This window comes from Hwanghaeella sp. LZ110 (assembly GCF_048892525.1).
In the GTDB taxonomy this organism is placed as follows: Bacteria; Pseudomonadota; Alphaproteobacteria; order UBA8366; family Aestuariispiraceae; genus Pacificispira.
Map to the genome: position 1 here is coordinate 21,894 of NZ_JBLZHT010000008.1, position 24,547 is coordinate 46,440.

A 24,547-nucleotide genomic window follows, 5' to 3' on the forward strand; every position below is an offset into this window, starting at 1 on the left:
AAGGTAGTAGGAGCGTGATGACATGATATCTGCATGCAAGAATGCTGTTAGCAACGCGTATCGTATGATCGGGGATCTGGACGAGTCCGGTGCATCGCGCGTTGAGAAGCATTTGTCCGCATGCAGTATTCGCGATGCCTGTCCCTATGCACAAGAATGCAGCCGGACGCTGGCCCTGTTGCGCCGCGATATCGGTGATACGAACGGGTCAGATATCGTGTATCTGTTTTCCCGTCACGCAGCACAGTAATCGCAATGTGCTGGAAAACACAAACGCCCCCGTAACCAGGACGGGGGCGTCAATGTAACGCTGTATTGGCCCACTGATTTACAGGGCTTTCAGGATTGCCTCTGCGGAGGAAACTTCGAAAGCGCCCGGTGCTTCAACAGCCAGATGGGTGACGGTGCCATCGTCTACCACCATCGCGAACCGCTGACCGCGCACGCCCAGACCGGCCGCGACCAGATCCAATTCAAGACCCAGGGCCTTGGTGAAGGCGGCGGAACCGTCGGCCAGCATATCGACCTTATCGTCTGCGCCCTGGTCCTTGCCCCAGGCGCCCATGACAAAGGCGTCATTGACCGCAAGGCAGGCAATCTTGTCGACGCCCTTAGCCTTCAAGGCGTCGGCATTTTGCACGAATCCCGGCACATGTTTGGCAGAGCATGTCGGGGTAAACGCACCTGGAACCGAAAACAGGACGACCTTACTGCCTGCAAAATACTTTGCCGTATCAACTTCTTCAGGCCCATTCGTGCCCATCTTCTTTAATGCAATGGCAGGAATTTTTTCGCCTTCTTGTATGCTCATTGGTTTGCTTCCCTTTGATCTGGTTTGTAATGGGCCACGCCTGATTTGTGACCGCCGTTAATCGTATCTGGACATAAGCGGTTTTCAGGACTTGTCCAGAGGGTCCTGTTTCTTAATCTGAGGTCGCTATGCGCGCCTGTGGATCTGCCTGCACGGCAGCGGATTTCACCGCGTTGGCAGTCAGCAGTTCCGGCAACGCTATGCCTTGTGGGGCGGCAGGTCCATAGACAATGTTAAACGGAATACCATAGCGTCCATGCTGGGCCAGGAAGTCGGAAATAACCGGGTCCGGCTGGGTCCAGTCGGCTTTCATGGCAATCACATCGGGCCCTGACAGCCAGTCAGCGACAGATCCAACCTCTACAACCGTTTTCTTGTTCCATTGACAGGTGACGCACCAATCCGCCGTGACATCGACAAAGACGGTTTTGCCACCTGCAACCAGATTGGAAATCGCGCCAGGGTCAAATTGTTGCCACTGAATGCCTGAAGCATCGGCGTGGCTTTGCCCACCGGCGGTCGGGCTGTGCGGGGTCATTGTCAGGGGGGCCAGTACTGCGGCCAGGGCCAGGACGGCGGAAACGGGCCAGGCGGCCCGCGCCAACCTGGATCCTGCAAGTTTACGGGTTCCCAGGACCAGTGCGGCCAACAGGGCCAATGCGCCGACAGCCAAGGCGTTTTCTGTGCCTATCGTCGCACTTAGGACGGTCAGCAGCCAGGCCGCCGTGCCTGCCAGGGCCAAGGCCAGGACCCCTTTCAGTGCCAGCATCCATCGGCCGGGACGCGGCAGGAACCGCACCAAATCGGGGACCATGGCGACCATCAGATAGGGCAGCGCCAATCCCAAGCCCAGCGCCAGGAAAACAGCCAGAATTTCCAACGGGCCCGCGCCCAGGGCAAAGCCAACGGCCGTTCCCAGAAAGGGCGCGCTGCAAGGCGTCGCCAATAGGGTTGCAAAGGCCCCGGTCAGGAAATCGTGAAACAGGCTATCGCGTCCCGCACCCATTGCAGCCGCCCGATCCCCCAGGCGTCCGGGCAAACGAAACTCAAACAGTCCCAACAGATTACAGGCAAACAAGGTAATCAGCGCGACCATCAGGGCCAGGAATACCGGTTGTTGGAACTGGATGCCCCAGCCAACGCTGAGGCCAGCCTGTTTGACGCCAATCGCGGCCCCCGCCAGGAGTAGGAAGGAAACGATAATCCCGGCGGAAGACGCCAGGAACCCGGCACGAATTGACGCGGCAGATTTGCCGGATTTCGCCAGAACCGACATCAGCTTCAGAGAGAGGACCGGCAATACACAGGGCATCAGATTTAAAATCAGCCCCCCCAAAAGGGCTATACCCAGGATCGTCCACAGCGTTATCTGATCTGTCGGCCCGGCCATGGCACTATCCAGAGGCAGGGCATCTTGAATGGGCGTGATATGGGATTCCAGGGCACGCGGACCATCCACCACGGTCACCGTTACACCTTCTTCTTGCAGGGATGTCAGTGTCATTCGGGGCGGGGCGGTAACGCGCAGAACTGCTGACATTTTGTCATCAGACAGGGACACTTTTGGCGCGTCAAAATAGGCACCACCGGGTCCTTCGATAAAGGCGTCGGGCTGGGTAAAGGGGGCGCCCTGTGCGGTCACGGTAATGCCAAGTTCCACCTGATCCTGGGGGCGGTGTTGCAGGCTGGCATGTGTGACAGTCATTCCAGCCAGGGCGGTATCCGTGGCAGGTACGGTGGCGCGATACTGGTCGATCAGATGCGCCCCCGACGCCAGGTCGGGTTTGCCGGTTGGAAGGTCCAGGGCGACACTGGCATGTCCGGGGATGCAGATTTCTGCACAGACCAGGAAATCAATCTCTCCATTCAACTGGATTGGCGCACCGGAATGGATGGGGGTCACTGTCAGGGGAAAGACGACCGCATCTTCGTACCCCAAAGTCCCGATATCAAAAATTTCAAACCGTTTGGGAACCGGCCACTGCATGCTGACGGCCTCAACATTGTCTGACCCGGTCCAATCTGCGACAGGGGGCAGTCCCGCGTCGCCAGGGCTGCGCCAATAGATTTTCCAGCCGGGCTGCATGCGAAATTGCAGGCCCAGCCGCAGGGCTTCATCCTGACCGACCGCCGTTGTTGCAGAAATCAGCCGGGCAGAGGCATATTCGTTTCCGTCCCAGGCGCTTTCCCCAGGGTTTTCTTGGGCATAACTTGACCCGGCGCTGCCAATCAACAGGGTGACTGCGACGATACCGGCATGGAATGCCTTAAGAAACCTGGACTGGATCGCATTTGAAAACTGCATAAAAATCCAATGTTTTCGGCTGTGCCTTTGAATACAGCCCCCTATATAGGCCAGATGACGGTTGCTAAAAACTCACAACTGCGTGCGGCCCTTCGTCGCTTGATAATTTTGATATGTGTCGATGACGCTGGAACTAAGCCATAATTTCTTGATAGACTGGGATCAATGTCAAAGCCAACTCAAACCAATGATGCGGGGCCGATGCCAGAAAAAACCCATAATCATTCTGGATACTTAACCGGACAATTCCTGGTGGCGATGCCCAGCATGAATGATCCACGCTTTCAGCGGACGGTGATTTTCGTCTGTGTGCATAATGCAGAAGGGGCGATGGGCCTGGTGGTTAATCGGCATGTAGAATCGCTGACCTTCGATGAATTGCTGGAACAGTTGGATATCAGTCGCGCGGGTATCGGTGATCCGATCAGCGTGCATTTTGGCGGTCCGGTCGAATCCGGGCGGGGATTTGTCCTGCATTCAACGGACTATATGCGCGAAGGCACCGTTGTTATGGATAACGGCATTGGATTGACGGCAACTGTTGATATTCTGCGCGATATTGCCGAAGGGGCGGGCCCCCAGGAAACCTTGTTGGCGTTGGGGTATGCCGGTTGGGGGCCAGGGCAACTGGATTCAGAAATACAGGAAAACGCCTGGCTGACGGTTCCGGGCGATGCCAGCCTGCTGTTTGATTCCTCGTTAGAGGAGAAATGGGACCGCGCCGTCGCGTTGCTGGGATTTGACCCCAATCTTTTGTCATCAGACAGTGGTCGCGCCTGAACATACTTTCTCACGTCCGCGTTACCTGCAATTGACGCCAGCGCTGTTTCGCTCAAATTTGGGATCAGGCGCCGGATTTTTGGCGTGGTCACAGTTTTTGAGGGAGCGCGATTTCAATGCTAATCAAGATCAAACGGGGATGGGAACTGCCTGAATCCGCCGCCATCAGCGAGAGCGACTATCACAACCGTCGCCAATTGTTGAAGGGGTTGGCCAGTGGCGCATTTCTGGCCGGGACTGCATTGGCAACCGGCATTGGCGGTAGCCGCCGCGCCTTTGCTGATACCGACCCGTCCGCTGGACTATATCCGGTTCCCCGCAATGAATTGTATAAGGTGCCAGAGCGCGGTCTGACCGACGAAAAGGATGCGACCACCTATAACAATTACTATGAATTTGGCAGCCAGAAGAGCATTTCCGAAGAAGCCCAGGCGCTGAAAATCCGCCCCTGGGAAATCAGGATCGATGGCATGGTCGAACAACCCATGACGCTGGACATCGATACCCTTTTGAAAAAGGTTCAGTTGGAAGAGCGCGTTTATCGCCACCGCTGTGTTGAGCGTTGGGCAATGACCGTGCCCTGGTCCGGCTTTCCAATGTCGCAACTGATCGCGCTGGCAAAACCCACTAATGACGCGAAATACGTCAAAATGCAGACATTGGCTGACAAGGAAACCATGCCGAATCTGTCCGCTGATTGGTATCCCTGGCCTTATACGGAAGGCCTGACGATGGCAGAGGCGATGAATGACCTGACCTTCCTGGTGACCGGGATGTATGGCAAACCCGTGCCCAAGCAGAACGGGGCCCCGTTGCGCATCGCGCTGCCTTGGAAATATGGGTTCAAATCAATCAAGTCGATTGTCAGCTTCACCTTCACCGATCAGCGCCCGGTCAGCTATTGGGAAGAGTTGCAAAGCAGTGAATACGGATTCTGGGCCAACGTGAATCCGGATGTTCCGCATCCCCGCTGGTCCCAGGCACAGGAACAATTGCTGACAACCGGTGAAAGAGTCCCCACGAAAATCTATAATGGATATGGTGAGTTTGTCGCCAGTATGTATGACGATATTCGTGAGAGTGCCGGGGATCGGCTGTATCGCTAAAGAACACAACGCATTGAAATAGAACGCTATTGTGAGGCCCATTCCGGAGCGTCCTCTCTGGAATGGGCCTTTTTATTTTTCAAAATTAGCTAAAATACCATGTAAATTTTCGGAAATTTTAATCAGAGAAATTGGGAGAATTTGCAAAAAGTCTTATTATCAAGAAATACTGGTGTGATGGCCTTGCGACTATATCGCAAGCATATGGATTAAAGAGGTTTTGTGCCGAGGGTCATGGATCGTCGAAGCCGATAAAAACCTTGGATCCGGGCCAGAAAGTAGGTGGGTCGTCGGTCGAAGTGTGACGACCATCACCGAAGAGTGCGGACAATATATTTTATATTGGATTTAGCTGGTTTTGTATCCTGACCCCAGCGCCAGCGTTAAGGGTCTCTTGGAATAGATTGTGGGTAACGGAATATGAATATTCTTCAGGCCTTGCAGGCTCAGAACGGTTCAGAGGGCGAAACTTTCGTCGAACTGAACGCCAATGGTCCAACCGTCGTACCCGGTGGGGATGACGTTCTGTTGGGGGAATATTCACATGTCGGCCCCGATCTTCAGATTATCCTGCCCAGTGGCGAAACAATCGTTGTCGTTGATTACTTTGCAGGCGGGGGTGCGCCCCCGGATTTGGCCACAGATGGTGGGGCGGTTGTAAATGGCGGCCTGGTTTCACAACTGGCAGGACCAATGGTGCCCGACCTTCAGGTCGCCCAGACTGGCACCAGTGATGCAACAGGAGAACCTGCCGGTTCCGTCGACAGCCTGAAGGGGATTGTGACGGCGCAACGCGGCGGTGTTGAAGTTGAACTGGGCGCAGGCGATCCGATTTATGAAGGCGATGTGATCGTCACCGGCGGTGATTCGGCGGTCGGGATCGTGTTCGCGGATAACAGCACCATGTCGATGGGCGGCGATGCCCGAATCTCGATTGACGAGATGGTCTATGACGCCTCTGCGCAATCCGGGTCTCAACTGTTCGATATCGTTCAGGGGGCGTTTGTTTTTGCCAGCGGCCAGATTGGGCACAATAATCCAGAAGACGTGCAGGTCCGCACGCCAGTTGCCACGATCGGTATTCGCGGCACGAAATACGGCGTCAATGTGGATCAGGAAAAAGGCGACGCCACCGTCACCCTGTTTGAAGGGGCGGTCGTGGTGGAAAACAGCGCCGGTCAGGTTCTGTTAAGCTCGATTGGTCAGTCTACGATTGTCACCTCTGCCTTCACGGCACCAGGCAACGTCTTTACCATGGACCCGGATACACAGACCGCCACCTATGGCGATGCCATCGACTTCAGCCCGAACGCGCCGCAATTGCGGGAAGATGACGACGGCGGGGGTAATGATCCCGATGACTTGAGTGCAGATGAACTGGAGGATCTGGCGGACCAGTTGGATGATTTGGACACCGCCGCAGGCCCCAGCGGTGCGATAGCCGGCCTCACAGAGAGCGGGCTATTTTTACGAATCCTCAATGCAGGGCTGGGAAATGACACCCAGGCACCAATTGGAACCCTTGGCGGCAGCAGCCCCGGCGGCAGCAGCCCATTTTTCAATGGCAGCGTATCGGACAACAACAGACCCACCGTCTCGGATTTTGGTGGTGGCACTGTAAGTGGTGGCAGCAGCAGCGCCTTCCAGACATTCACATTCGGCAATTCCGGTGGCTCCTATACCTATAGCTATGGCAGCGGTAATTATGATGTCATTGGTGGCAGCGGTTTTGACCTGTTCACCATCAATGCGTCGGGCGTCACGTCCGGCACGGGGTGGAGTGTCGGTCAGGATTCTTCCGGGAATGTCCTGATTAATGAAGTTGGCGGCATTGGCACGTCAATCAATATGGATGGCGTTGAAGAACTGGGGGTCAATACCGGCAGCGGAAGCGACTCTATTTCGATTGGAAACCTTGTCGGCACCGATATCGCCGAAAGCACGGTTATCTTAAATACCGGCGCTGGCGATGATGTCGTCGCCGCAGCAGAAGCGGGCAAGCGCCTGGTGGTGGATGCCGGGGATGGCAATGACACCGTCGTTGGCAGCACGTCCAATGATGATATGCGCGGCGGGGCTGGTGACGATATCCTGGATGGCGGCACCGGCAATGACCTGCTGCGCGGGGAGGCTGGCGATGACATCCTGCTGGTGACGCTGGAAGGCGGCACGGTAGAATTTTCTGAAACAGCAGGACAGTCCGATTCCGAAGAATTCGAATTTGGCGACAGCGACGCTGCGCAAAACCGGGTCTATGACATTGTTGAAGGGGGCGAAGGAGACGATACGGTTATCCTGCGCTTCACCGATGAACAGGCGCTGAACGCCGATTTCGTGTCGGATTTGATCGCGCTGAAAGAATTCATTGCCAGCGGGGATACGGAAACCGTTCGCACCTTTGACACTTTGGGCCTGCAAATCAGTGGTGTCGAAAATGTTGAATTTGCGGGCAATTTCCCGGATCCCAGCTTTACCCCGACACTGAGTTTCACCCAAGGGGTTGAGGATGGCACGGTCGCGTTGAGCCTGACGCTGGATGACGGGGCCGACAGCCCGTTCTTAAGCGTCTCGGTATCCCTGACAGGCATTCCTGAAGGGGCCGTTCTGACCGCTTCGGATGGAACGCAATTTCCGGGCGGCACAGCCATTTCCCTGACCGTGGCGCAATTGGGCGATATGTCCATTCAACTGCCGCCGGATTCGGATCAGAATCTGGATCTGGATGTCTCTGTATCGGCACAGAATGTCCTGACCGATGCGTCCGGTGTGACGGAAACCACCGCCACGGTTCCTGTTCTGGGGGTCGCTGATGATCCGATTGTGACGGTCAGCAATGCATCCGGGTCGGAAGATGGGGCAATTTCCCTGTCTATTTCTGTGGCACAAGGCGACGCGGATGGGTCGGAGACCCTGACGGTTGAGATAGAAGGATTGCCCGTTGGCGCATTTCTGACCGATTCAGAAGGCACCTTGCTGGACCCAGCGAATGTGCCAGTCGCGGCCCTGTCTGGCCTGCAATTGCAACCGCCTGCGAATTATTCCGGCACGCTCTCTCTCAGCGTTGTCGCGACAAGTTCCGAAAACGGGACCAGCGCAACGGTCAGCCAAAACTTCACCGTTGATGTTGCAGGGGTTGCCGATAAAGCGGTCATCGAGGCACAGGATGCCACAGGACTGGAAGGTGGAACAGTTGCGTTGGGACTGTCCGTTGGACTGCCCGATGGTGATGAAACGCTGACGGTTGCTATTTCAGGCCTTCCATCCGGCGCGACGCTGGTGGATGCAGGCGGGAATACTGTTGATCCTGCCAATATTCCTGCGGATGGTGTCAGTGGCCTGTCGGTGCAAGTCCCAGCGGATTATTCCGGCGACATGAATTTGACAGTGACCGCAACGACCCAGGACGGCAACAGCACGGCGGTTGCCACACAATCGCTGATGGTTTCGGTTTCTGGCGTTGCAGATGATCCTGTCATTTCGGTTGGCAATATTCAGGGCACAGAAGATGGCGTGATTGCCTTGTCCTTGAATGTCGCCTCTGGGGATGCCGATGGGTCAGAAGCGATAACGGTTTCGATTTCGGGCCTGCCCGAGGGCGCGCGCCTGTTGGATGCGCAAGGCCAGGATATCACCGATCCGTCGGCGATGACGCCTGATCAACTGGCGGGTCTGCAGTTGGTGCCGCCGCTGAATTTCTCTGGCACGATTGATCTGACGGTTTCGGCGACCAGTTCAGAAGACGGAACCCAGGCGACATCGACGGAGACATTCAGTGTCGCCGTGATTGGCGTTGCCGACGCGCCAACCCTGGATGTTGTCCAGGCGGAAGGTCTGGAAGGGCAGGAAGTGCCCTTGTCGATCTCCTCTGTGCTGACCGACACTGATGGATCGGAAACGCTGAGCATCGAAATCAGCGGCCTGCCACAGGGCTTCACCCTCAGCGATGGGACCAATACCTATTCAGGCAGCCCGGTTTCCATTCCTGCCGCGTCTTTGTCTTCCCTGGCCCTGATTCCCTTGGCCGGGTTCGCAGGCTCTGTCGCGCTCAGCGTGACGGCAACCGCGACAGAAGGCGACAGTGTCAGCAGCGTAACCGAAACCCTGGGTGTGACCTTTGGGGCCGTTGCGGTGCAGCCGGTCCTTAGCGTTCTGAACGCAACGGGATCTGAAGACAGCAGCATTCCGCTGACCATAAATGCCAGTGCCTCCAGCGGTGGGGATGCAGTCAGTGTTACAATTGCGGGCCTGCCTCAAGATGCCGTTCTTACCAATACGGCAGGCGATACCTTCAGCGGCAGTCCGATTGTCCTGACGCCAGACCAACTGACGGGATTGACCGTTACGCCGGGCGCAAATTCGGATGCGGATTTCACCCTGACCATTACCGCAACTGCGCAGGATGGCGATCAGACGGCGGAATTGTCGTCCAGCCTGACCGTGACGGTTGATCCGGTGGCAGACACACCCAGCCTGACGGTTAATTCTGTCGTCGGCATTGAAGACCAGCCGATTGCCCTGTCCCTCAGCGCGGCCTTGTCCGATACGGATGGGTCGGAAAGCCTGACGGTAGAAATTGCCGGTCTGGATGAAGGCTTCGTTCTGAAAGATGCTGATGGCGTCACGTATAGCGGTGATCCGGTTGAGGTCCCAGCAGATGCCTTGGCGGGTCTGTCTTTGATTACCCCGCTGAATTTCTCGGGCAGTGTCGGGCTGACGGTGCGGGCGATTTCGACGGAGGCCGATGGCGGCGCATCGAAAGTGGTGGAAAAGAACTTTTCTGTCAGCGTTACCCCGGATCTGGACCTGCCAACAATTTCCCTGGTCAGCGCCAGCGGCGCGGAAGACGAGAGCATCCCGCTGGACATCACCATCGGCAATGTCGATCCCAGCGAGACTGTCAGCGTCACGCTGTCCAATATTCCAGACGGCGCGACCCTGACCAATTCTGCGGGGGAAAGTTTTGAAGGCAGTTCTGTCAATCTGACGGTTGATCAGTTGGACGGTTTGGCGATCATTCCGCCACAAGATTCCAGCGTGGATTTTAACCTAAGCGTGACCGTATCGACCAGCGATGGCGTTTCATCGGAAAGCACGTCGCAAACCCTGGATGTTACCGTTGCAGCCCGTGCGGATGCGCCGGACTTCACGGTCAGTGATGTGAATGTGGTTCTGGGCCGCGCTGACTCTTCAACGGAAATCGGAACCTCAGGCGATGATACGATCATCGGCGGGGCTGGCAGCGATACCCTGTTGGGTGGCGATGGCAATGACCATCTGATCGGCGATGGCGATAATCTCAGCGCAACCGTCTCATTGGATATCGCAGCGGCCGTGACCGACATAGACGGGTCTGAAATCGCGACCGTCACCTTGTCCGGCCTGCCCGATGGTGTTCAGCTGTGGCAGGACGGCGAACTGCTGGTGACCGGGGGCAGCGTTACCCTGGCTTCAGATGCTTTGGAGTCAGTACAGTTGATCGTTCCCCCTGGAACGGCTGATTTCGACCTTAGCGTCACGGCGCGGGTAACAGATCGCGACCCTGATGGTGGCGGACATTCCCGCACGGAAACCAAGAGCTTTACTGTTTCTGTCGACGATGGAACCGGGCAGGGCTCTAACGACGTGCTGAATGGCGGTGCGGGGGATGACATTCTGGAAGGCGGGGCCGGGGCCGATACGCTGATTTCTGGCGAAGGCGCTGATACCCTGCTGGGGGGCAGCGGCAATGATGCCTTGCGTGTTATCAGTGATGGCGTGGGGGTTGATGTCGTCGATGGCGGCGCGGGGGTCGATACGCTGACCCTGACAGTGATGCCCTGGGATCTGGAAAATCAGACAATCGTTGACGAGCTTCATGCCCTGGTTGAATTCGTTCAGTCGGGTGATGCGGCCACAGGGGCACAGGTTTTCTCTGCGCTTGGCCTGGATGTGCGGGGGGTTGAGGCCCTGTCAATTGTCGACATCAATGGCAGCCCCATCGACGTTGGCAGCATCGTTGTCCCGGACCCGGATGCCGGGATCGTCTTTACTGGCGATAACAGCGACAATGTTGTGACGGGCACGGAAGGGGACGATACCCTGTCGGGCGGCGGCGGCAATGACACGATTACCGGCGGTGGCGGCAATGATACGCTCAGCGGCGATGCTGGAAATGACATCTTGTATGGTGGTGCAGGCAATGACAGCCTGGATGGCGGCACTGGTAATGACACCCTGTATGGTGGCGCTGGCGATGATTCGATGGCGGGTGGTTCTGGCAATGACACAATCTATGCCGATGGTGGATCAGACACCGTAGATGCGGGTGCTGGCGATGACCTGACGGTTGTGACCATCGACCCCAATGAAGTTGGTCGGTCCCTGAACCTGAATGGCGGTTCGGGCGATGATGTTCTGCGCATCGCACTCAGCGAAAACCATCCCAATCTTGACGCCGTGATTGCTGATATCGCAGCGGCGACCGTTGCTGCCCATAAGAATAGTGCCGGGCCGCATACGATTGCCAGCCTGGGCATCAATTTCGAAAATTACGAAGATTTGCAGATCACCGTTGGCGGTGCCTTGGTCGATTTCGCACCTGAAGTCACGCAACCAGACGATCTGTCGCTGGATACTGATGCGCTGACCGGGGGCGTTGCGGTGCTGGATGGTGTTGATATCTCTGATTTCGATGGGGACCTGTTGATGCAGGCGACGGTCGAAATCTCTTCGGGCTTCAAGGCCGGGGATGCCCTGGACGTTGATACGGACCTTCTGGACAGTTTCGGCCTGACGCTGGAAACAGCGACACAGACCGCCACGGGCTATAAGCTGGTGATCTCCGGCGATGCCTCCCTTGCGGATTATGAGGAGGCTTTGGCTGCTGTACGCCTGTCCAGCAATGACAGTGTGCCGGAGCCTGGAACCCGTGTGATTGGCGTCAGTGTTATTGACGATGATGGCAATCAGTCTGACGTGGCCTCCGTCTCTGTCGGGGTGGCGATGCCTGATGCGCCGGATTTGATCGACTCTTCGGATGAGGCACAGAATTCCGCCCTGTATCTGACAGAAGCCAGCGAAACCGGGGCAACCGTTTCGGATATTGATACCGTACCCTCCACTGCGACCGAAACATTGGTGCTGGAAGTTGGCAAATTGGGCTGGGGCAGCACTGGTCAGTTCGAAGTTCTGATCGGTGGGCAATCCTATGGCACCTTCACCACGACGGTGAAGGCGAATGGCCATGAAGGGGCTTTCCAAACCATCGAAATTCCAGGGATCACTGTCAGTCGTGATCAGGAAACCAATATCGAATTGCGCAATGTATCGGCCAATTCCAACGTCGTGGTTGGCAGCATCGCCTTTGGTGCCACAACCCTGGCGGCCTCTAACGGCTGGTCTGGTCAGGGCAGTCATGACCAGGGGGATGAGGGTGACGATGAAGACAATGACCACAATCATGATCACAATGGTCATGGATGGGGTCAGTTGCTGCATTTCTTCAATTTCTATCTGTTCGGGAATCAAGGTGGCTGGAATCAGGGTGATGACGATGATGATTATCTGACCCTGTCTTCCAATGGCGACACGCTGGGCTTCACGATTGAAGCGGAAGAACTGGCCCCTGGCCTGGAAGCCTGGCAGGTGGATGAAAATGGCGTTCTGCGTGACTTCACGGATGCCGATCTGGGCACGCGCTTTGACGATATTGATATGGGCGAAGGCACCGATTGGGCCGTCGCTGCCGCCGGTGTCACCGAAAACCTGCATGTCGACCTGTCCAGTTCCGTCTGGAATGGCACCGAAAATGTTCTGGGCGGGGCGGGCGATGATGTCCTGATCGGGAATGACGACGCCAACCTGATCGCAGGCGGCGATGGCAATGATGTGCTGATCGCGACAGGGGATAATGATCTGCTGGTCGGTGGTGCTGGCGATGATGAGGGGCATTACGACATAAGTGACCTGCAACAGGCGGCGCAGACACAGGATGGCTCCGGGTTCGGTACGCTGGATCAGGCCATTGCGGATGCCTATGCCGCCAATGACTTGGATGGCGCGGCTGCCCTACAGGGACTGAATGCCGGATTTGATGGCGGCAGCGGCACCGATACCCTGAAACTGGGCGGTGGAAATGCCGCAGGCAACAGCCTGTCTGGCGATGACCTGGCCAACACGATCCAGAATATCGAAATCCTGGATGTCACCGGGGTTGAGGGCAAGGTTGATATGTCCCTGTCGGTCGATGACCTGATGGAGATGACCGATGACCGCGACGAATTGAAGATCCTGAAAGATGGCGAAGACACGGTCACCATCAACGATCAGCAATATGCCGCAGGCGAACATGTCATCAATTATGAGGGCGTGGACTTCAAGATCACCATTGAAGATACCGAACCGCCGCAGGTCTGACGGATCAAACTGTGCACTGAATGACCCCGCCTTGCATGCAATGGCGGGGTTTTTCATTTCCGGCCCAATACGGTAAGACGGGCCCGTATCCCATCATGAATTTGGAAAGTATTGGTCGGCGTGAGCACATTTGATCAGATCCTTGGGCGCAAGGTGACGCCGCTGGAGCCCGCCCTGTTGGACGCGGCCTGCCGTCAGGTGCATTCTGTCCTGATCGATGTTGGCACCGGCCAGGGAAAATTCATCCTGGATGCAGCGCGAGAAGAGATAAACCGCCTGTGTATCGGCATTGATGCGGTGGCGGAAAACATGGCGGCCAGCGCCCGCACAGCCCGCAGCTCGCCCAAAAAGGGGGGGCTGCCCAATGCCCTGTTCGTTCGGGCGGCGGCGGAAAGACTGCCCGGCCCCTTTGCCGGTCTAGCCGATGAATTAACGGTTCAATATCCCTGGGGCTCCCTGATGCGCATCGTGTCCCAGCCTGCCATCGAGCATCTGTCATCGCTGCGTGCGCTGTGCAAGCCAGAGGCGAGGCTCAGCGTGCTGCTGAATTATTCAGTGTTTGAGGATCGCCCCTATCTGGAGCGCCTTGGCATGGGCGATATTGTCGATCCTGCCGATAATCCCGACTTGATCACCGCCTATGCGACCGCCGGATTTACCGTCACGAACCGGGAGCTGATCCACGGCGATCCCCCGATCCGCAGCGCCTGGGGCCGCCATCTGGTGCGGGGCTCTGCCCGTGCCACACTGATGATCGACGCCATTGCCGATCCCACTTGGCAGGGGAGGTGATTGACAATGGCCCGACGCCCGCCAATCCTGCGCCCATGAAACATCCGGCAAAGCCTGTCCTGATCCACTGCAAGGGTCATCCCAATATCCGCGCCTCTCATGCCAAGACATTTGAGGTAACGCGCGATCTGGACCTGACCGCGTCTGGCACCTGTATCATTGGGGTCGATGCCCAATATGACGAGGGTGCCTTGCTGACCCTGCGCGGTGCGGTGCAGATGACCCTGCGCTGTGGACCCCATGAAGACACCGCGACCGCCCGCATCAATCCGAAATATCAGGCAGGGGCCCCCCTGATCTGGCGGCGCATGCCAACGCCGGAACCGCGCACCTTCTGCATCGGGCTGGATAAAGGCGCGTCCCAGCTAAACCGCGACCTGATCAAGGCGTTGCAGCAGGAAGGCGCGGAACTGGAAATCACCGTCGCACCGTTAGAGGCCCAGGATTCCGAAGGCCCGGGTGGGGGGGGCGGCATCCTCTATCTGGTCGGCACGCCCATTGGGAATATGGATGACTTCTCCCCCCGCGCCCTGTCGGTGCTGCAAAGCGTCGATATGGTCCTGTGCGAGGATACCCGCACCACCAAGGAATTGCTCTCCCCCTTTGGCATAGAGGCCCACCTGACCGCCTTTCATGACCATAACGAACGTGCCCGCACGCCAGAGATGATCGACCGCCTGCGCCAGGGTGCGCGCCTCGCGCTCGTCTCCGATGCAGGCATGCCGCTGATCAGCGATCCGGGCTTCCCCCTGGTCCGCGCGGTGCGAGAGGTCGGGCTGACCGTAACCGCCGTGCCCGGCCCCGATGCCGTCACCACCGCGCTCTCTATCGCGGGCATCCCGCCAGACGATTTCCGCTTTATGGGTTTCCTGCCGCGCAAGCCAACCCTGCGCCGCACCCGGTTCGAAGAACTGCGCACCACCCCCTATACCTGCGTCTTTTACGAGGCCCCGCACCGCATCGAAAAGACCCTGTCGGAAATCGCCGAAATCCTACCCGACCGCGATATCGCCCTGTGCCGCAACCTCACCAAATTTGGCGAAAAGGTCCTAACCGGCCCCGCTGCAGAGGTCCTGGCCCGGATTGAGGCGGGGGAGGCGGTCAATGGCGAATTGGTGCTGATCCTGGCCGGCGCTCCCCCCAAAGACGACGCCCCCGCCGCCCCCGCCGATGCGGGCGCAATCGACCGCATGCTGGAAAGCCTCGTCGCCGCCGGCCTGCCCACCAAGGCGCTCGGCGACGCCCTCGCCAAAGCCACCAACATCCCCCGCCGCGACGGCTTTGCTAAGGTGCAGGCGATGAAGGATGCGCTGGAATAGGGGGAAGCTCTAAACCCACTCCATCGTCATTCCCGCGCAGGCGGGAATCCAGGGCCACACGCACCTATCGCGCCTACCGCCCTGGACCCCGGATCAAAAAAACCAATGCCTCACCCTGAGGAGCGCAGCGTCTCGAAGGGTGTGCTCGCTGCAAGCGCCACCCCTTACATCCCCTCCTTCGAGACGCGGCGTTGTCGCTCCTCAGGATGAGAATGGTGTTGGCTGTTAAGGGTAGCACGTCTAAATCGTTACCTGCCGCCCTGGACCCCGGATCAAGTCCGGGGTGACGGTTCATTCAAAGGGATATCTTGATTTACGGGGAGGAGATGAGGTGATTCTTCTTATTAATCTCCCCCCAGCATCGCCAACACTTGCCGCACAGCCTTCGAGGCCTTCTGGTGGGGCGCTACCGTGACCGTCAGGGCTTTTCCCGTTGCCACCTGTTCCCCAAACGGTGCGACCAGATCGCCGGATTTTAGGGCGGAGTCGACCAGGGCGGCGTGGCCGATCAGGATTCCGGCGCTGTGTTTGGTTTCTTCCAGGGCGATGGTGTAGAGGGAGAAATGGGGGCCGTTGGGCTTTTTCTTCAGGCCCGGTGCCGCCTGGGCCAGCCAGCGGTCCCAATCATCGGCCCAGACGGCGTCATACAGCCAGGTTTCATTTAGCAGGTCTTCGGGCGATTTCAGCCGCGCGGCGACCTCTGGGGAGCAGACGGGGAAGATCACATCCTCTGCCAGGATGGTTTCCCCCGGCTGGCCGGTGGGGGTGTCCAGAAAGATGCTGATATCGAACAATTCGCGCTGCAGGTTTGGGGGTGTTTCCAGCGCCGTGACGGACAGGCGGTGCCCGGCCAGGGCGGTGCGGATCATCGGCAGGCGTGGCGACAGCCACAATTGCGCAACGCTGGGCAGGGCGGCGATGTGGATCGTCTGCTGTTCCGCGCCGGAGCGGAGATGGCGCACGGCCTGACCAATGGAATCGAAGGCTGTGGCGAAAGGCGCGGCCAGCGACAGGCCAAACTCTGTTGGCACCACGCCCTGGGAGCGACGCTCAAACAACGGCGCTTCGGCCCAATCCTCCAGCGCCTTGATATGCTGGGAAATCGCACCCGGCGTCACGCAAAGTTCGTCTGCAGCCTGGGCAAAGCCGCCCAGCCGGATCGCCGCCTCAAAGGCTCGCAGGGCATTCAAAGGCGGGCCCTTCGGGCGCGGCGGGGAGACGGGCATGGTCGATATCCCTGATCCTACTCGATTGATAATCTACCCTTAGTTTTTCTAGGGCAAAATTTAGCAAATCTGATTTGCGGGGGCAATCGGTGCGGCATAGTTTTAACTGAGCTTTCGGCAAATCCCGAGCAAACGGACTCGTTTGCGACGACGCATTTGCTGAACACCAAATGGCCAGAGTATCTTGTGCGCGCGCATGCGAGCGCAGGATGCTCTAACAGGAGAGATCATCATGGCCTTGTCGCATCGCAAGTGGGTTCCAGCAGAGTGTGAAACCTATATCCAGGGAATTGCCCAGCGGGTTTCTGCGCAATCTTCCGCAGAGGTCGAGGCGTCGATTGGAGCCCTGGCAGAGCGGAACCGTGAGATTCATGAGCGCGATTGCTTCAACCTGAACCCGGCCACCAATGTGATGAATCCAAAGGCAGAGGCGATGTTGGCCTCTGGCATCGGGTCGCGCCCGTCGCTGGGCTATCCCGGCGATAAATATGAGATGGGGCTGGAAGCGATTGAGCAGATCGAAGTGATCGCCGCCGAACTGTGCGCCGAGGTCTTTGACGCAGACTATGCAGAAATCCGGGTGCCGTCGGGCGCGATTGCCAACCTGTATGGCTTTATGGCGACCTGTCAGCCCGGTGATACGATCATCGCGCCGCCGCCCTCCATCGGCGGGCATGTTACCCATCACGGGGCGGGCTGTGCCGGTCTGTTCGGGTTGCGCACCGTCAGCGCGCCGGTGGATGCCACGGGCTATACCATCGATGTGGCGGCGCTGGCGGAACTGGCAGAGCGGGAACGCCCGAAGCTGATCACCGTGGGCAGCAGCCTGAACCTGTTTGAACATCCGGTGCGCGAGGTGCGCCAGATCGCCGATAGCATTGGTGCGAAGGTCATGTTCGATGCGGCCCATCAATGCGGGCTGATTGCCGGGCGGGTCTGGAAGAACCCGCTGAAAGAAGGCGCGCATTTCATGACGATGAGCACTTATAAAAGCCTGGGCGGCCCGGCGGGCGGGATCATCGTTTCCAATGATGCAGAAATTACGGAACGTCTGGACGCCATCGCCTTTCCCGGTCTGACAGCGAATTTTGATGCGGCGAAATCAGCGGCCCTGGCAATCACGATGCTGGATTGGCGCGATTTCGGACCGGCCTATGCCGCCGAAATGGTGACGGTGGCCCAGGCGCTGGCACAGGCCCTGGCGGCAGAGGGCCTGCCCGTCTTTGCAGCCGACAAGGGCTTTACCACGTCGCACCAATTCGCCATCGAAGCCGCCCGCTTTGGCGGCGGTCAGGCGGCGTCTAAGACCCTGCGCAAGGCAGGCTTCCTGGCCTGTGGCATCGGTCTGCCGATTGATCCCGTCGCGGGCGATATGAACGGGCTGCGCATCGGCACACCGGAACTGGTACGCTGGGGTGTCACAGCCCAGAACGCCCCAGAATTGGCCAGCCTGATCGCCCGGGCGCTCACCTCAAACGATCCAGAGTCCCTGGCCGACGAAACCCGCGCCCTGCGCCAGGGGTTCAACACGCTTCACTATATCCGGACCTGAACGGGCGTTTCCTTCGGCGTCCCCCGTTTATTTGGGTCAGACCAGCGTCAGATCGCGGGAAAATTATTGACCTTTTCAAGTACAGATGGCTGAAATAACGGCGTTTGGGCGTAAATTCCGCATGAGAGCACGGTTGATCCCAATATGGGAACATTTTGCTTGATCCCAATATGGGAACATATTATATGCGTATAACAGGAAAGAACATTCTGCAGGCGGCGATCAATAAATCGCCCCAGTCGATAATGGCGCGCGATCTCAAGGCGTGGCTTGCAATTGCAACACAGTCGAATTGGGTTGGCCCAGCGGATGTTCAGTCAGCCTTCTCCCAGGCGCGTTCGCTGGGTGGTGGCAAAATGTGGGAATTCCCGATGAGCGCGTCTGGCGTTACGATTACGGCGATTATTGGGTTCAAAGGGAACGGATCAATCGTTGTTAAAAAGGTCCAGTAAATGACGGAAATCAAGGTTATTCAAAACGACCAGGATCATGCCCAAGCTTTGGCGCAATTGGAGCGGCTTATCTTGGCGGATAGGGATGAAGACGTGCCTGTGATGGACGCATTGGCGCTTCTGATTGACGCCTATGAACGCAAGAAATTTCCCATTCCGGCGCTGTCGCCCATTGAAATGATCCAATTTCGTATGGAGCAGCAAAATATGTCTCAGGCCGCGCTGGCCCGTGACACGAAAATCTGGCGCAGTCATATATCTGAAATCCTGAACGGGCATCGCGGATTGAGCTACAACGCGATTCAGAAGTTACATACCACGTTGGATATTCCCTATGCCGCTTTCTTCGATGACAATGATCAGAAAGCTGAATGATGAATGGCGCCGTTGTTTCGGATCAGAATACCGCTGAGGCCGGGACTGAAGCCGTCCCGCTTTCAACTAAAGCTGATTTCGAAGCTGCGACAGGCGTGGTAAGCGGTCTCAACTTCAAAGAGGTAGACTTGCGCGGCACCGAGGCCCCGACCGACGTTATCTTTTCAAACTGTGACTTTTCAAGAGCAAAATTTGCGAATGTCAACCTGTCGGGCTTGGTGTTCAAGGGATGTTTGTTTCAACAAACAGACTTTTCCGGCAGCATCCTGTTGGGTGCCGATTTCTCTGAGGGTTGCAATTTGACGGAGGCGATCCTGAAAGGCGTGGACGCTTCGAATGCCAGTTTTGTTGATTGTAACATGTCGCGTGCGATCGCCACTGGTGCCGAGTTTGTGGAGACGAATTTTAAAGATACGAAAATGGAAAGAGCGGTATTTGATCGATCTGATCTGTCCAACGCGAAAGATTTTGAGCCCGACTGCACGCAAGTCGACGGAACCGTGTTTACTGGCAAATCTGTGGATAGTTGGACATATCTGCGCGGTGAATATACCGGTTTGAATTTGGTCGTTGCCATCATCCCGGTGCTGATTTTTGTGATAAGCTTGCTTGGCAAGGCCTATTTAAAAGTGGCTGTAAGCGCCTATGCGACCTATGCAAATCCAGAGGCGGTTTGCGACGTGTCAGGAAATCTGTGTGAAAAAGTCCCTTTATGGGAAATCATGCTCGGTCTTCGCGATGGCACAATGGCGACTGTCTTCATTGTCTTTTCTATTGTTTACAATGTCGCGCGGTATCTGGTGACGAAGCGGGTCTCCGCCTTGGCCGAAACAGAAGATCGAACGCATACGACACCACGCCAGAAAGGCTTGGGTGGGTATCTTTTGCTGCGGCGGGTATCCTACTTCGTCTGGTGGGCGAAATGGGGGATGCTAATCTTGTTCGGTTACAACATGATTGAGCTGTTGTCTCACCCCATCCTCTTACCGAAGTGACGCCCGTCCGGTGTTCTGAGCTTGGTCGCTTAACTGGTCAGTTTAGACGCGACCCAGCGGTGGAAGATATGGGTGGGGCCGTCCATGACGGGGGAGAAATGGCCCCCGTCAAAGCGCGGGGCGTGGCGGCCCTTCTGCATGCCTTCGACGACGAAGACGTCTTCGACGAAGATACCCTTCCACTGCCGGGAATTGCGGTCGCGCAGATCGGCATAGTCGCCGTCCAGCATGCGCTGATTGGCGTAATAGATTTCGACCCGCTCGTTGGTTTCTTCCAGGCCCTTGGGCTCCAGCAGGATCGCATAGACATGGTCGCGATGGACACCAAACAGCACATTGGGGAAGAAGGACACATATTCCGCCGCCCGGTCCCATTTGTCTGACAGGCCGTCGAAATTCTCAAAGGCGCGGCCCGTATTGTCCAGTTGCGGGTTATAGACAACCGTCCCCTGACCGGAGAATTTCCCATCTTCTTCAATATGATAATGGTCTTCCAGGCGGGAATAGCTGTTCAGGCCCGGATGCACCATGGGCAGATGATAGCTTTCGCAGTAATTCTCCACCGCCAGCTTCCAATTGCAGTTCACCGACAGATTAAAGGAGCTTTCGGGGCCGCCATGATGGATCGGCTTGTCGAACTCCTTCCAGCGCGCGATCAGCTCTGCGGCATAGTCTTCAAAGGCCGGGGCCTCACCCGACAGATTGACGAAGACAACATCGCGCCACAGCGTCGCGCGGACTTCCTGCAGGCCCAGACCGGTCTTGTCGACATCGGGATGTTCATTGACGCCCGGCCCGCCGATATCCGGCGTGCTGCGCAGGCTGCCATCCAGGCCATAGCACCAGGAATGATAGGGGCAGCGAATGACGCCCCGGATTGTGGTCGGTTCCGCCACCAGGATCATGCCGCGGTGGCGACAGATGTTCTGGAACACCCGCACCGCGCCGGATCGGTCGCGCAGCATCAACAGGGGGATGCCCAAAAACTCAATCGGCACCGCATCGCCCGCGCGCGGCACATCCTTGCCAAATCCGATCCCGGCCCAGTTTTCGAAGAAGACCTTTTGCTTCTCAACCTCAAACGCGGTGGGATCGATATAGGCTTCATTGGGAAGGCCGGTCGCTTTCGCAATCGGCTGCATGACATTGTTCAGGGCGATCGAATCCAACGGCATGGCGGCTCTCCAGATAGGAATTCAACTGTCAGTCTGAATTCTATCCATAAGTCCGAATGGCATTGGCGCTCAACTGTGGAAAAATACGCGGTCGCATGCGTAAAACTCACGCGAGGGCCTGTTCCTGCAACCAGTCACAGAATTGCACCATGGGGCGGGACGGGGTGCGGGCCTCGTCCCAGATGACGTAATGGGCGCCGGGTGAGGGCATGGCCTGGTCCACCAGGCGCACCAGTTCGCCGCTGTCCAGCAGCGGGGTGACCAGTCGTTCCCACCCCAAGGCGACGCCCTGACCGCCCCGTGTAGCTTGCAGGACGACGGTGTAGTTATTCAGGCTGCGCCCCCGCTTTTGGGCACTTGTGCCGGATACCCCCGCCCAGGCGAACCAGGCGTCCCAGTCAATCCAGGACGCATCCACACCCGTCATGCGCAGCAGCGGAAGATCAGGCAAATCCGCTGCGGTGATGCCGGGATGGGTGGCGGCAAAGTCCGGGCTACAGACGGGGATCAGGTGATCTGAAAACAGGCGTATCGCGCGGATGCCCTGCCATGTGCCATCGCCATAGCGCAGGGCCAGATCTATATCGCCCCGCCGCAGGTCAATTGGATCGTCGGAAATCGCGTGATTGACCGTGACGTCGGGAAAACGTTGCCAGAAGCTGCCAATGCGGGGGATCAGCCAGTATCCGGCAAAGGCAGTCGTCGCGCCAACCGTCAGGCTGGGCGTATCGGTCTGGCTGCGCAGGCGGCGACAGACATCTGCCGTGCGCGCAAATCCCAGCGCCAGAGTTTCCGCCAGTTCTGATCCCTCAGATGTCAGTTCCAGCCCACGATGAACGCGCACGAACAAGGCGCGTCCCAATTCTTCCTCCAGCGCCTTTACCTGACGGCTGACCGCGCCTGGCGTCACATTCAGTTCAGATGCCGCCGTCTTCATGCTGCAATGGCGAGCGGCGGCTTCGAATGCAGCCAGCGTTGTCATGGGCGGCAGGTCATAGGGACGTCGGGCCATCGGGGGTCTCACCTACTTGTGATAATGACCCGAAGCTTGCAGCCTCGATTGAGTTCAACACAATCCAATCTGCGGATTATTGTATCCAAGATGCGCCGCCTTGTCCTTGCGCACCTTGTTTGGTTAAGGCATCGTTTCCGCACATTTATCGTGGAAAATACCGCGAAAACGATACAAATCACCCTTATTGAGAGGGATGGGAGCCTTGCTGATGTCGCCGACCCCCTTTTCCGCAATTCTGACATCCATCGACCGTTTGAGCGATGAGGTGTGCAGCTTCACCTTTGAGGCCGCACAAGGAATGCCCTTTCAGGCCGCTGTACCCGGTGCCCATATTGATATTCTGCTGCCCAATGAAATGTTGCGGCAATATTCATTGTGGAAATGGGCACCAGACGGGCGCAGCGGGTCCGTTGCCGTGAAACGGGAAGATGCCGGCCGGGGAGGATCGAAGGCGATGCATGCCCTGACCATCGGCACACAGGTCACCCTGAATGGTCCGCGCAACAATTTCCCATTGGACGAGGATGCCCCCCATTCGATCCTGCTGGCGGGCGGAATCGGGGCAACGCCCATCTATGCCATGGCCGCGCGCCTGTGCGATCTGGGCCGCCCGGTTCAGGTGCATTACCTGACCCGCAGCCAGGCGCATGCAGCCTTTCAGCCCGCCTTTGAGGGGTTGGGATTGGGAAATGGCTTGTCCTGTCATTATGATGACATACATGGATTGGTGGATCTGGGCGGACTGCTGGATGCCGCGCCGGTGGGATCGCATCTGTATGTGTGTGGGCCGGAACCCTTGTTGCAGGCCGCCCTGAATGCGGCAGCATCCCGTCTGCCAGAGGATCAGGTTCATTTTGAGCGATTTGCCGCCGATCCCAATGCATTGGAAGGACCGTCGGATTCGTTTGAAATCGTGCTGGCGAAAAGCGGGCGCAGCCTGCGTGTCCCTGCCGACCGGTCTATTCTGGACAGCCTGCAAGAGGCGGGTGTGGCTGTCGATTTCGGCTGTACGGAGGGGGTGTGTGGTGCCTGTATCGTCGATGTGCTGGCAGGCGAGGTCGATCATCGTGACAGCGTATTGACCAGCGACGAGCAGGCGGAAAATTCCATGATGTGTGTGTGCGTTTCCCGCGCCAAAGGAAAATCGCTGACATTGGATTTATAGGAGGTCCCCTTGAAACGCCTGTTGATTGTCGGCCATGCGCCGTCGGCCAATACAAAGCGCCTGCGCGATGCGGTCGTGGCCGGAGCCCAGGATGCCGAAGCCGAGGCGGTGGAGATTGTCGTGAAGGCCCCTTTGGAGGCCGGGCCACAGGATGTTCTGGCTGCCGATGCGATCATTCTGGGGACGACCGAAAATCTGGGCTATATGTCCGGGGCATTAAAGGATTTTTTTGACCGCACCTATTATCAGGTGATTGAGGAAAAGCAGGGCCTGGCCTATGGCCTGTATATCCGTGCAGGGCTGGACGGTACCGGCACACGCCGCGCGGTGGAAAGCATCGTGGGCGGTCTGGGCTGGAAGGCGATCCAGGACCCCGTCCTGTGCAAAGGGGAATGGGACGAGGCCTTCCCTGACCACTGCCGAGAACTCGGCATGCTGGCCGCTGCCGGATTGGATGCCGGCATTTACTGATGGCAAACCTTCCCGCCTGCGCGGGTATGACGAGGGGTCATTAGAAGATTTACCGCAAAGGGCGCGGAGAAGGCGCAAAGGACGCTGAGGCAGTGGTCCTGCCTTTGCGCCCTCTGCGTTGCTCAGCGGTCTCTGCGTTTTCACCTTATTGAGAAAATAGGACCGTCACCCCGGACTTGATCCGGGGTCCAGGGCGGTAGGCAGACAGTTGGACGTTTGGCCCTGAATACCCGCCTGCGCGAGTATGACGAGGACTATATTTTAAAGATTTACCGCAAAGGGCGCGGAGAAGGCGCGGGGGACGTTGAGGGAGTGGTGCTGCCTTTGCGCCCTCTGCGTTGCTCAGCGGTCTCTGCGTTTTCACCTTATTTAGAAATTAGGACCGTCACCCCGGACTTGATCCGGGGTCCAGGGCGGTAGGCAGAGAGTTGGACGTTTGGTCTTGGATACCGCCTGCGCGGGTATGACGAAGGCTATATTTTAAAGATTTACCGCAAAGGGCGCGGAGAAAGCGCAAAGGACGCTAAGGGCGTGGTGCTGTCTTTGCGTTTGCTGCGTTCTCAACTTACAGAAAATCCAGGCACGTCACCCCGGACTTGATCCGGGGTCCAGAG

Annotated in this window: 17 protein-coding genes; 12 read left to right on the forward strand and 5 right to left on the reverse strand. The window is 57.6% G+C overall.

What is annotated here, in order from left to right; translation table 11 throughout:
• Positions 1 to 22: 22 nt before the first annotated feature.
• Entirely contained in the window at positions 23 to 250 is a 228-nt protein-coding gene (locus tag ACOSDM_RS15535) for a hypothetical protein (protein WP_420725466.1), read from the forward strand.
• A gap of 78 nt (positions 251 to 328) precedes the next feature.
• Here ACOSDM_RS15535 and ACOSDM_RS15540 read toward each other — a convergent pair whose 3' ends face one another.
• Both ACOSDM_RS15540 and ACOSDM_RS15545 read right to left on the reverse strand, forming a co-directional pair.
• On the reverse strand, positions 329 to 811 hold the full coding sequence (locus ACOSDM_RS15540) for a peroxiredoxin (RefSeq protein ID WP_420725467.1): 483 nt from the start codon (positions 809 to 811) through the stop codon (positions 329 to 331).
• A 112-nt stretch (positions 812 to 923) separates the two neighbouring features.
• Positions 924 to 3,116, reverse strand: coding sequence for a protein-disulfide reductase DsbD family protein (locus ACOSDM_RS15545; protein WP_420725468.1), 2,193 nt, complete (start codon positions 3,114 to 3,116; stop codon positions 924 to 926).
• A 201-nt stretch (positions 3,117 to 3,317) separates the two neighbouring features.
• On the opposite strand from ACOSDM_RS15545, the gene ACOSDM_RS15550 reads away from it, so the two are divergent.
• The 5 genes from ACOSDM_RS15550 (at position 3,318) to rsmI (ending at position 15,507) form a co-directional block, all read left to right on the forward strand.
• The gene (locus tag ACOSDM_RS15550; protein ID WP_420725620.1) at positions 3,318 to 3,896 is read left to right on the forward strand and encodes a YqgE/AlgH family protein; all 579 of its coding nucleotides are present in this window, start codon (positions 3,318 to 3,320) and stop codon (positions 3,894 to 3,896) included.
• Positions 3,897 to 4,012: 116 nt separating this feature from the next.
• The gene (gene msrP, locus ACOSDM_RS15555) at positions 4,013 to 5,002 is read left to right on the forward strand and encodes a protein-methionine-sulfoxide reductase catalytic subunit MsrP (protein WP_420725469.1); all 990 of its coding nucleotides are present in this window, start codon (positions 4,013 to 4,015) and stop codon (positions 5,000 to 5,002) included.
• A gap of 420 nt (positions 5,003 to 5,422) precedes the next feature.
• Positions 5,423 to 13,396 (forward strand): FecR domain-containing protein, encoded by a 7,974-nt coding sequence (locus ACOSDM_RS15560; RefSeq protein WP_420725470.1) that lies wholly within the window; start codon positions 5,423 to 5,425, stop codon positions 13,394 to 13,396.
• Between the two features lie 120 nt (positions 13,397 to 13,516).
• Positions 13,517 to 14,188 (forward strand): hypothetical protein, encoded by a 672-nt coding sequence (locus ACOSDM_RS15565; RefSeq protein WP_420725471.1) that lies wholly within the window; start codon positions 13,517 to 13,519, stop codon positions 14,186 to 14,188.
• A complete protein-coding gene (gene rsmI, locus ACOSDM_RS15570) occupies positions 14,185 to 15,507 on the forward strand; it encodes a 16S rRNA (cytidine(1402)-2'-O)-methyltransferase (protein ID WP_420725472.1) in 1,323 nt (440 codons plus the stop codon). The genes ACOSDM_RS15565 and rsmI overlap by 4 nt, the downstream gene beginning before the upstream one ends.
• 344 nt (positions 15,508 to 15,851) lie before the next feature.
• Here rsmI and ACOSDM_RS15575 read toward each other — a convergent pair whose 3' ends face one another.
• Positions 15,852 to 16,733, reverse strand: coding sequence for a LysR family transcriptional regulator (locus ACOSDM_RS15575; protein WP_420725473.1), 882 nt, complete (start codon positions 16,731 to 16,733; stop codon positions 15,852 to 15,854).
• 232 nt (positions 16,734 to 16,965) lie between these two features.
• Between ACOSDM_RS15575 and glyA the strand changes: the two genes are divergently transcribed.
• The 4 genes from glyA to ACOSDM_RS15595 all read left to right on the forward strand — a co-directional run bounded on the left by glyA (position 16,966) and on the right by ACOSDM_RS15595 (position 20,107).
• Positions 16,966 to 18,285 carry a serine hydroxymethyltransferase gene (gene glyA, locus ACOSDM_RS15580; RefSeq protein ID WP_420725474.1) on the forward strand — a complete coding sequence of 440 codons (1,320 nt, stop codon included), beginning with the start codon at positions 16,966 to 16,968 and terminating at the stop codon, positions 18,283 to 18,285.
• Between the two features lie 185 nt (positions 18,286 to 18,470).
• The gene (locus ACOSDM_RS15585) at positions 18,471 to 18,737 is read left to right on the forward strand and encodes a hypothetical protein (protein WP_420725475.1); all 267 of its coding nucleotides are present in this window, start codon (positions 18,471 to 18,473) and stop codon (positions 18,735 to 18,737) included.
• Complete coding sequence (locus ACOSDM_RS15590) at positions 18,738 to 19,112, forward strand: helix-turn-helix domain-containing protein (RefSeq protein ID WP_420725476.1); 375 nt, start codon at positions 18,738 to 18,740, stop codon at positions 19,110 to 19,112.
• A complete protein-coding gene (locus tag ACOSDM_RS15595) occupies positions 19,109 to 20,107 on the forward strand; it encodes a pentapeptide repeat-containing protein (protein ID WP_420725477.1) in 999 nt (332 codons plus the stop codon). Before ACOSDM_RS15590 ends, ACOSDM_RS15595 begins: the two co-directional genes overlap by 4 nt.
• Positions 20,108 to 20,136: 29 nt before the next feature.
• Here the strand turns inward: ACOSDM_RS15595 and ACOSDM_RS15600 are convergent, their stop codons facing one another.
• Positions 20,137 to 21,282, reverse strand: a complete 1,146-nt coding sequence (locus tag ACOSDM_RS15600) for an aromatic ring-hydroxylating oxygenase subunit alpha (protein ID WP_420725478.1) — start codon at positions 21,280 to 21,282, stop codon at positions 20,137 to 20,139.
• Positions 21,283 to 21,388: 106 nt separating this feature from the next.
• Positions 21,389 to 22,294 (reverse strand): LysR substrate-binding domain-containing protein, encoded by a 906-nt coding sequence (locus tag ACOSDM_RS15605; protein WP_420725479.1) that lies wholly within the window; start codon positions 22,292 to 22,294, stop codon positions 21,389 to 21,391.
• 211 nt (positions 22,295 to 22,505) lie between these two features.
• Here ACOSDM_RS15605 and ACOSDM_RS15610 point away from each other — a divergent pair, with 211 nt between their 5' ends.
• Positions 22,506 to 23,462, forward strand: a complete 957-nt coding sequence (locus ACOSDM_RS15610; RefSeq protein WP_420725480.1) for a PDR/VanB family oxidoreductase — start codon at positions 22,506 to 22,508, stop codon at positions 23,460 to 23,462.
• A gap of 9 nt (positions 23,463 to 23,471) precedes the next feature.
• Positions 23,472 to 23,933, forward strand: coding sequence for a flavodoxin family protein (locus tag ACOSDM_RS15615; RefSeq protein ID WP_420725481.1), 462 nt, complete (start codon positions 23,472 to 23,474; stop codon positions 23,931 to 23,933).
• Positions 23,934 to 24,547: the final 614 nt, after the last annotated feature.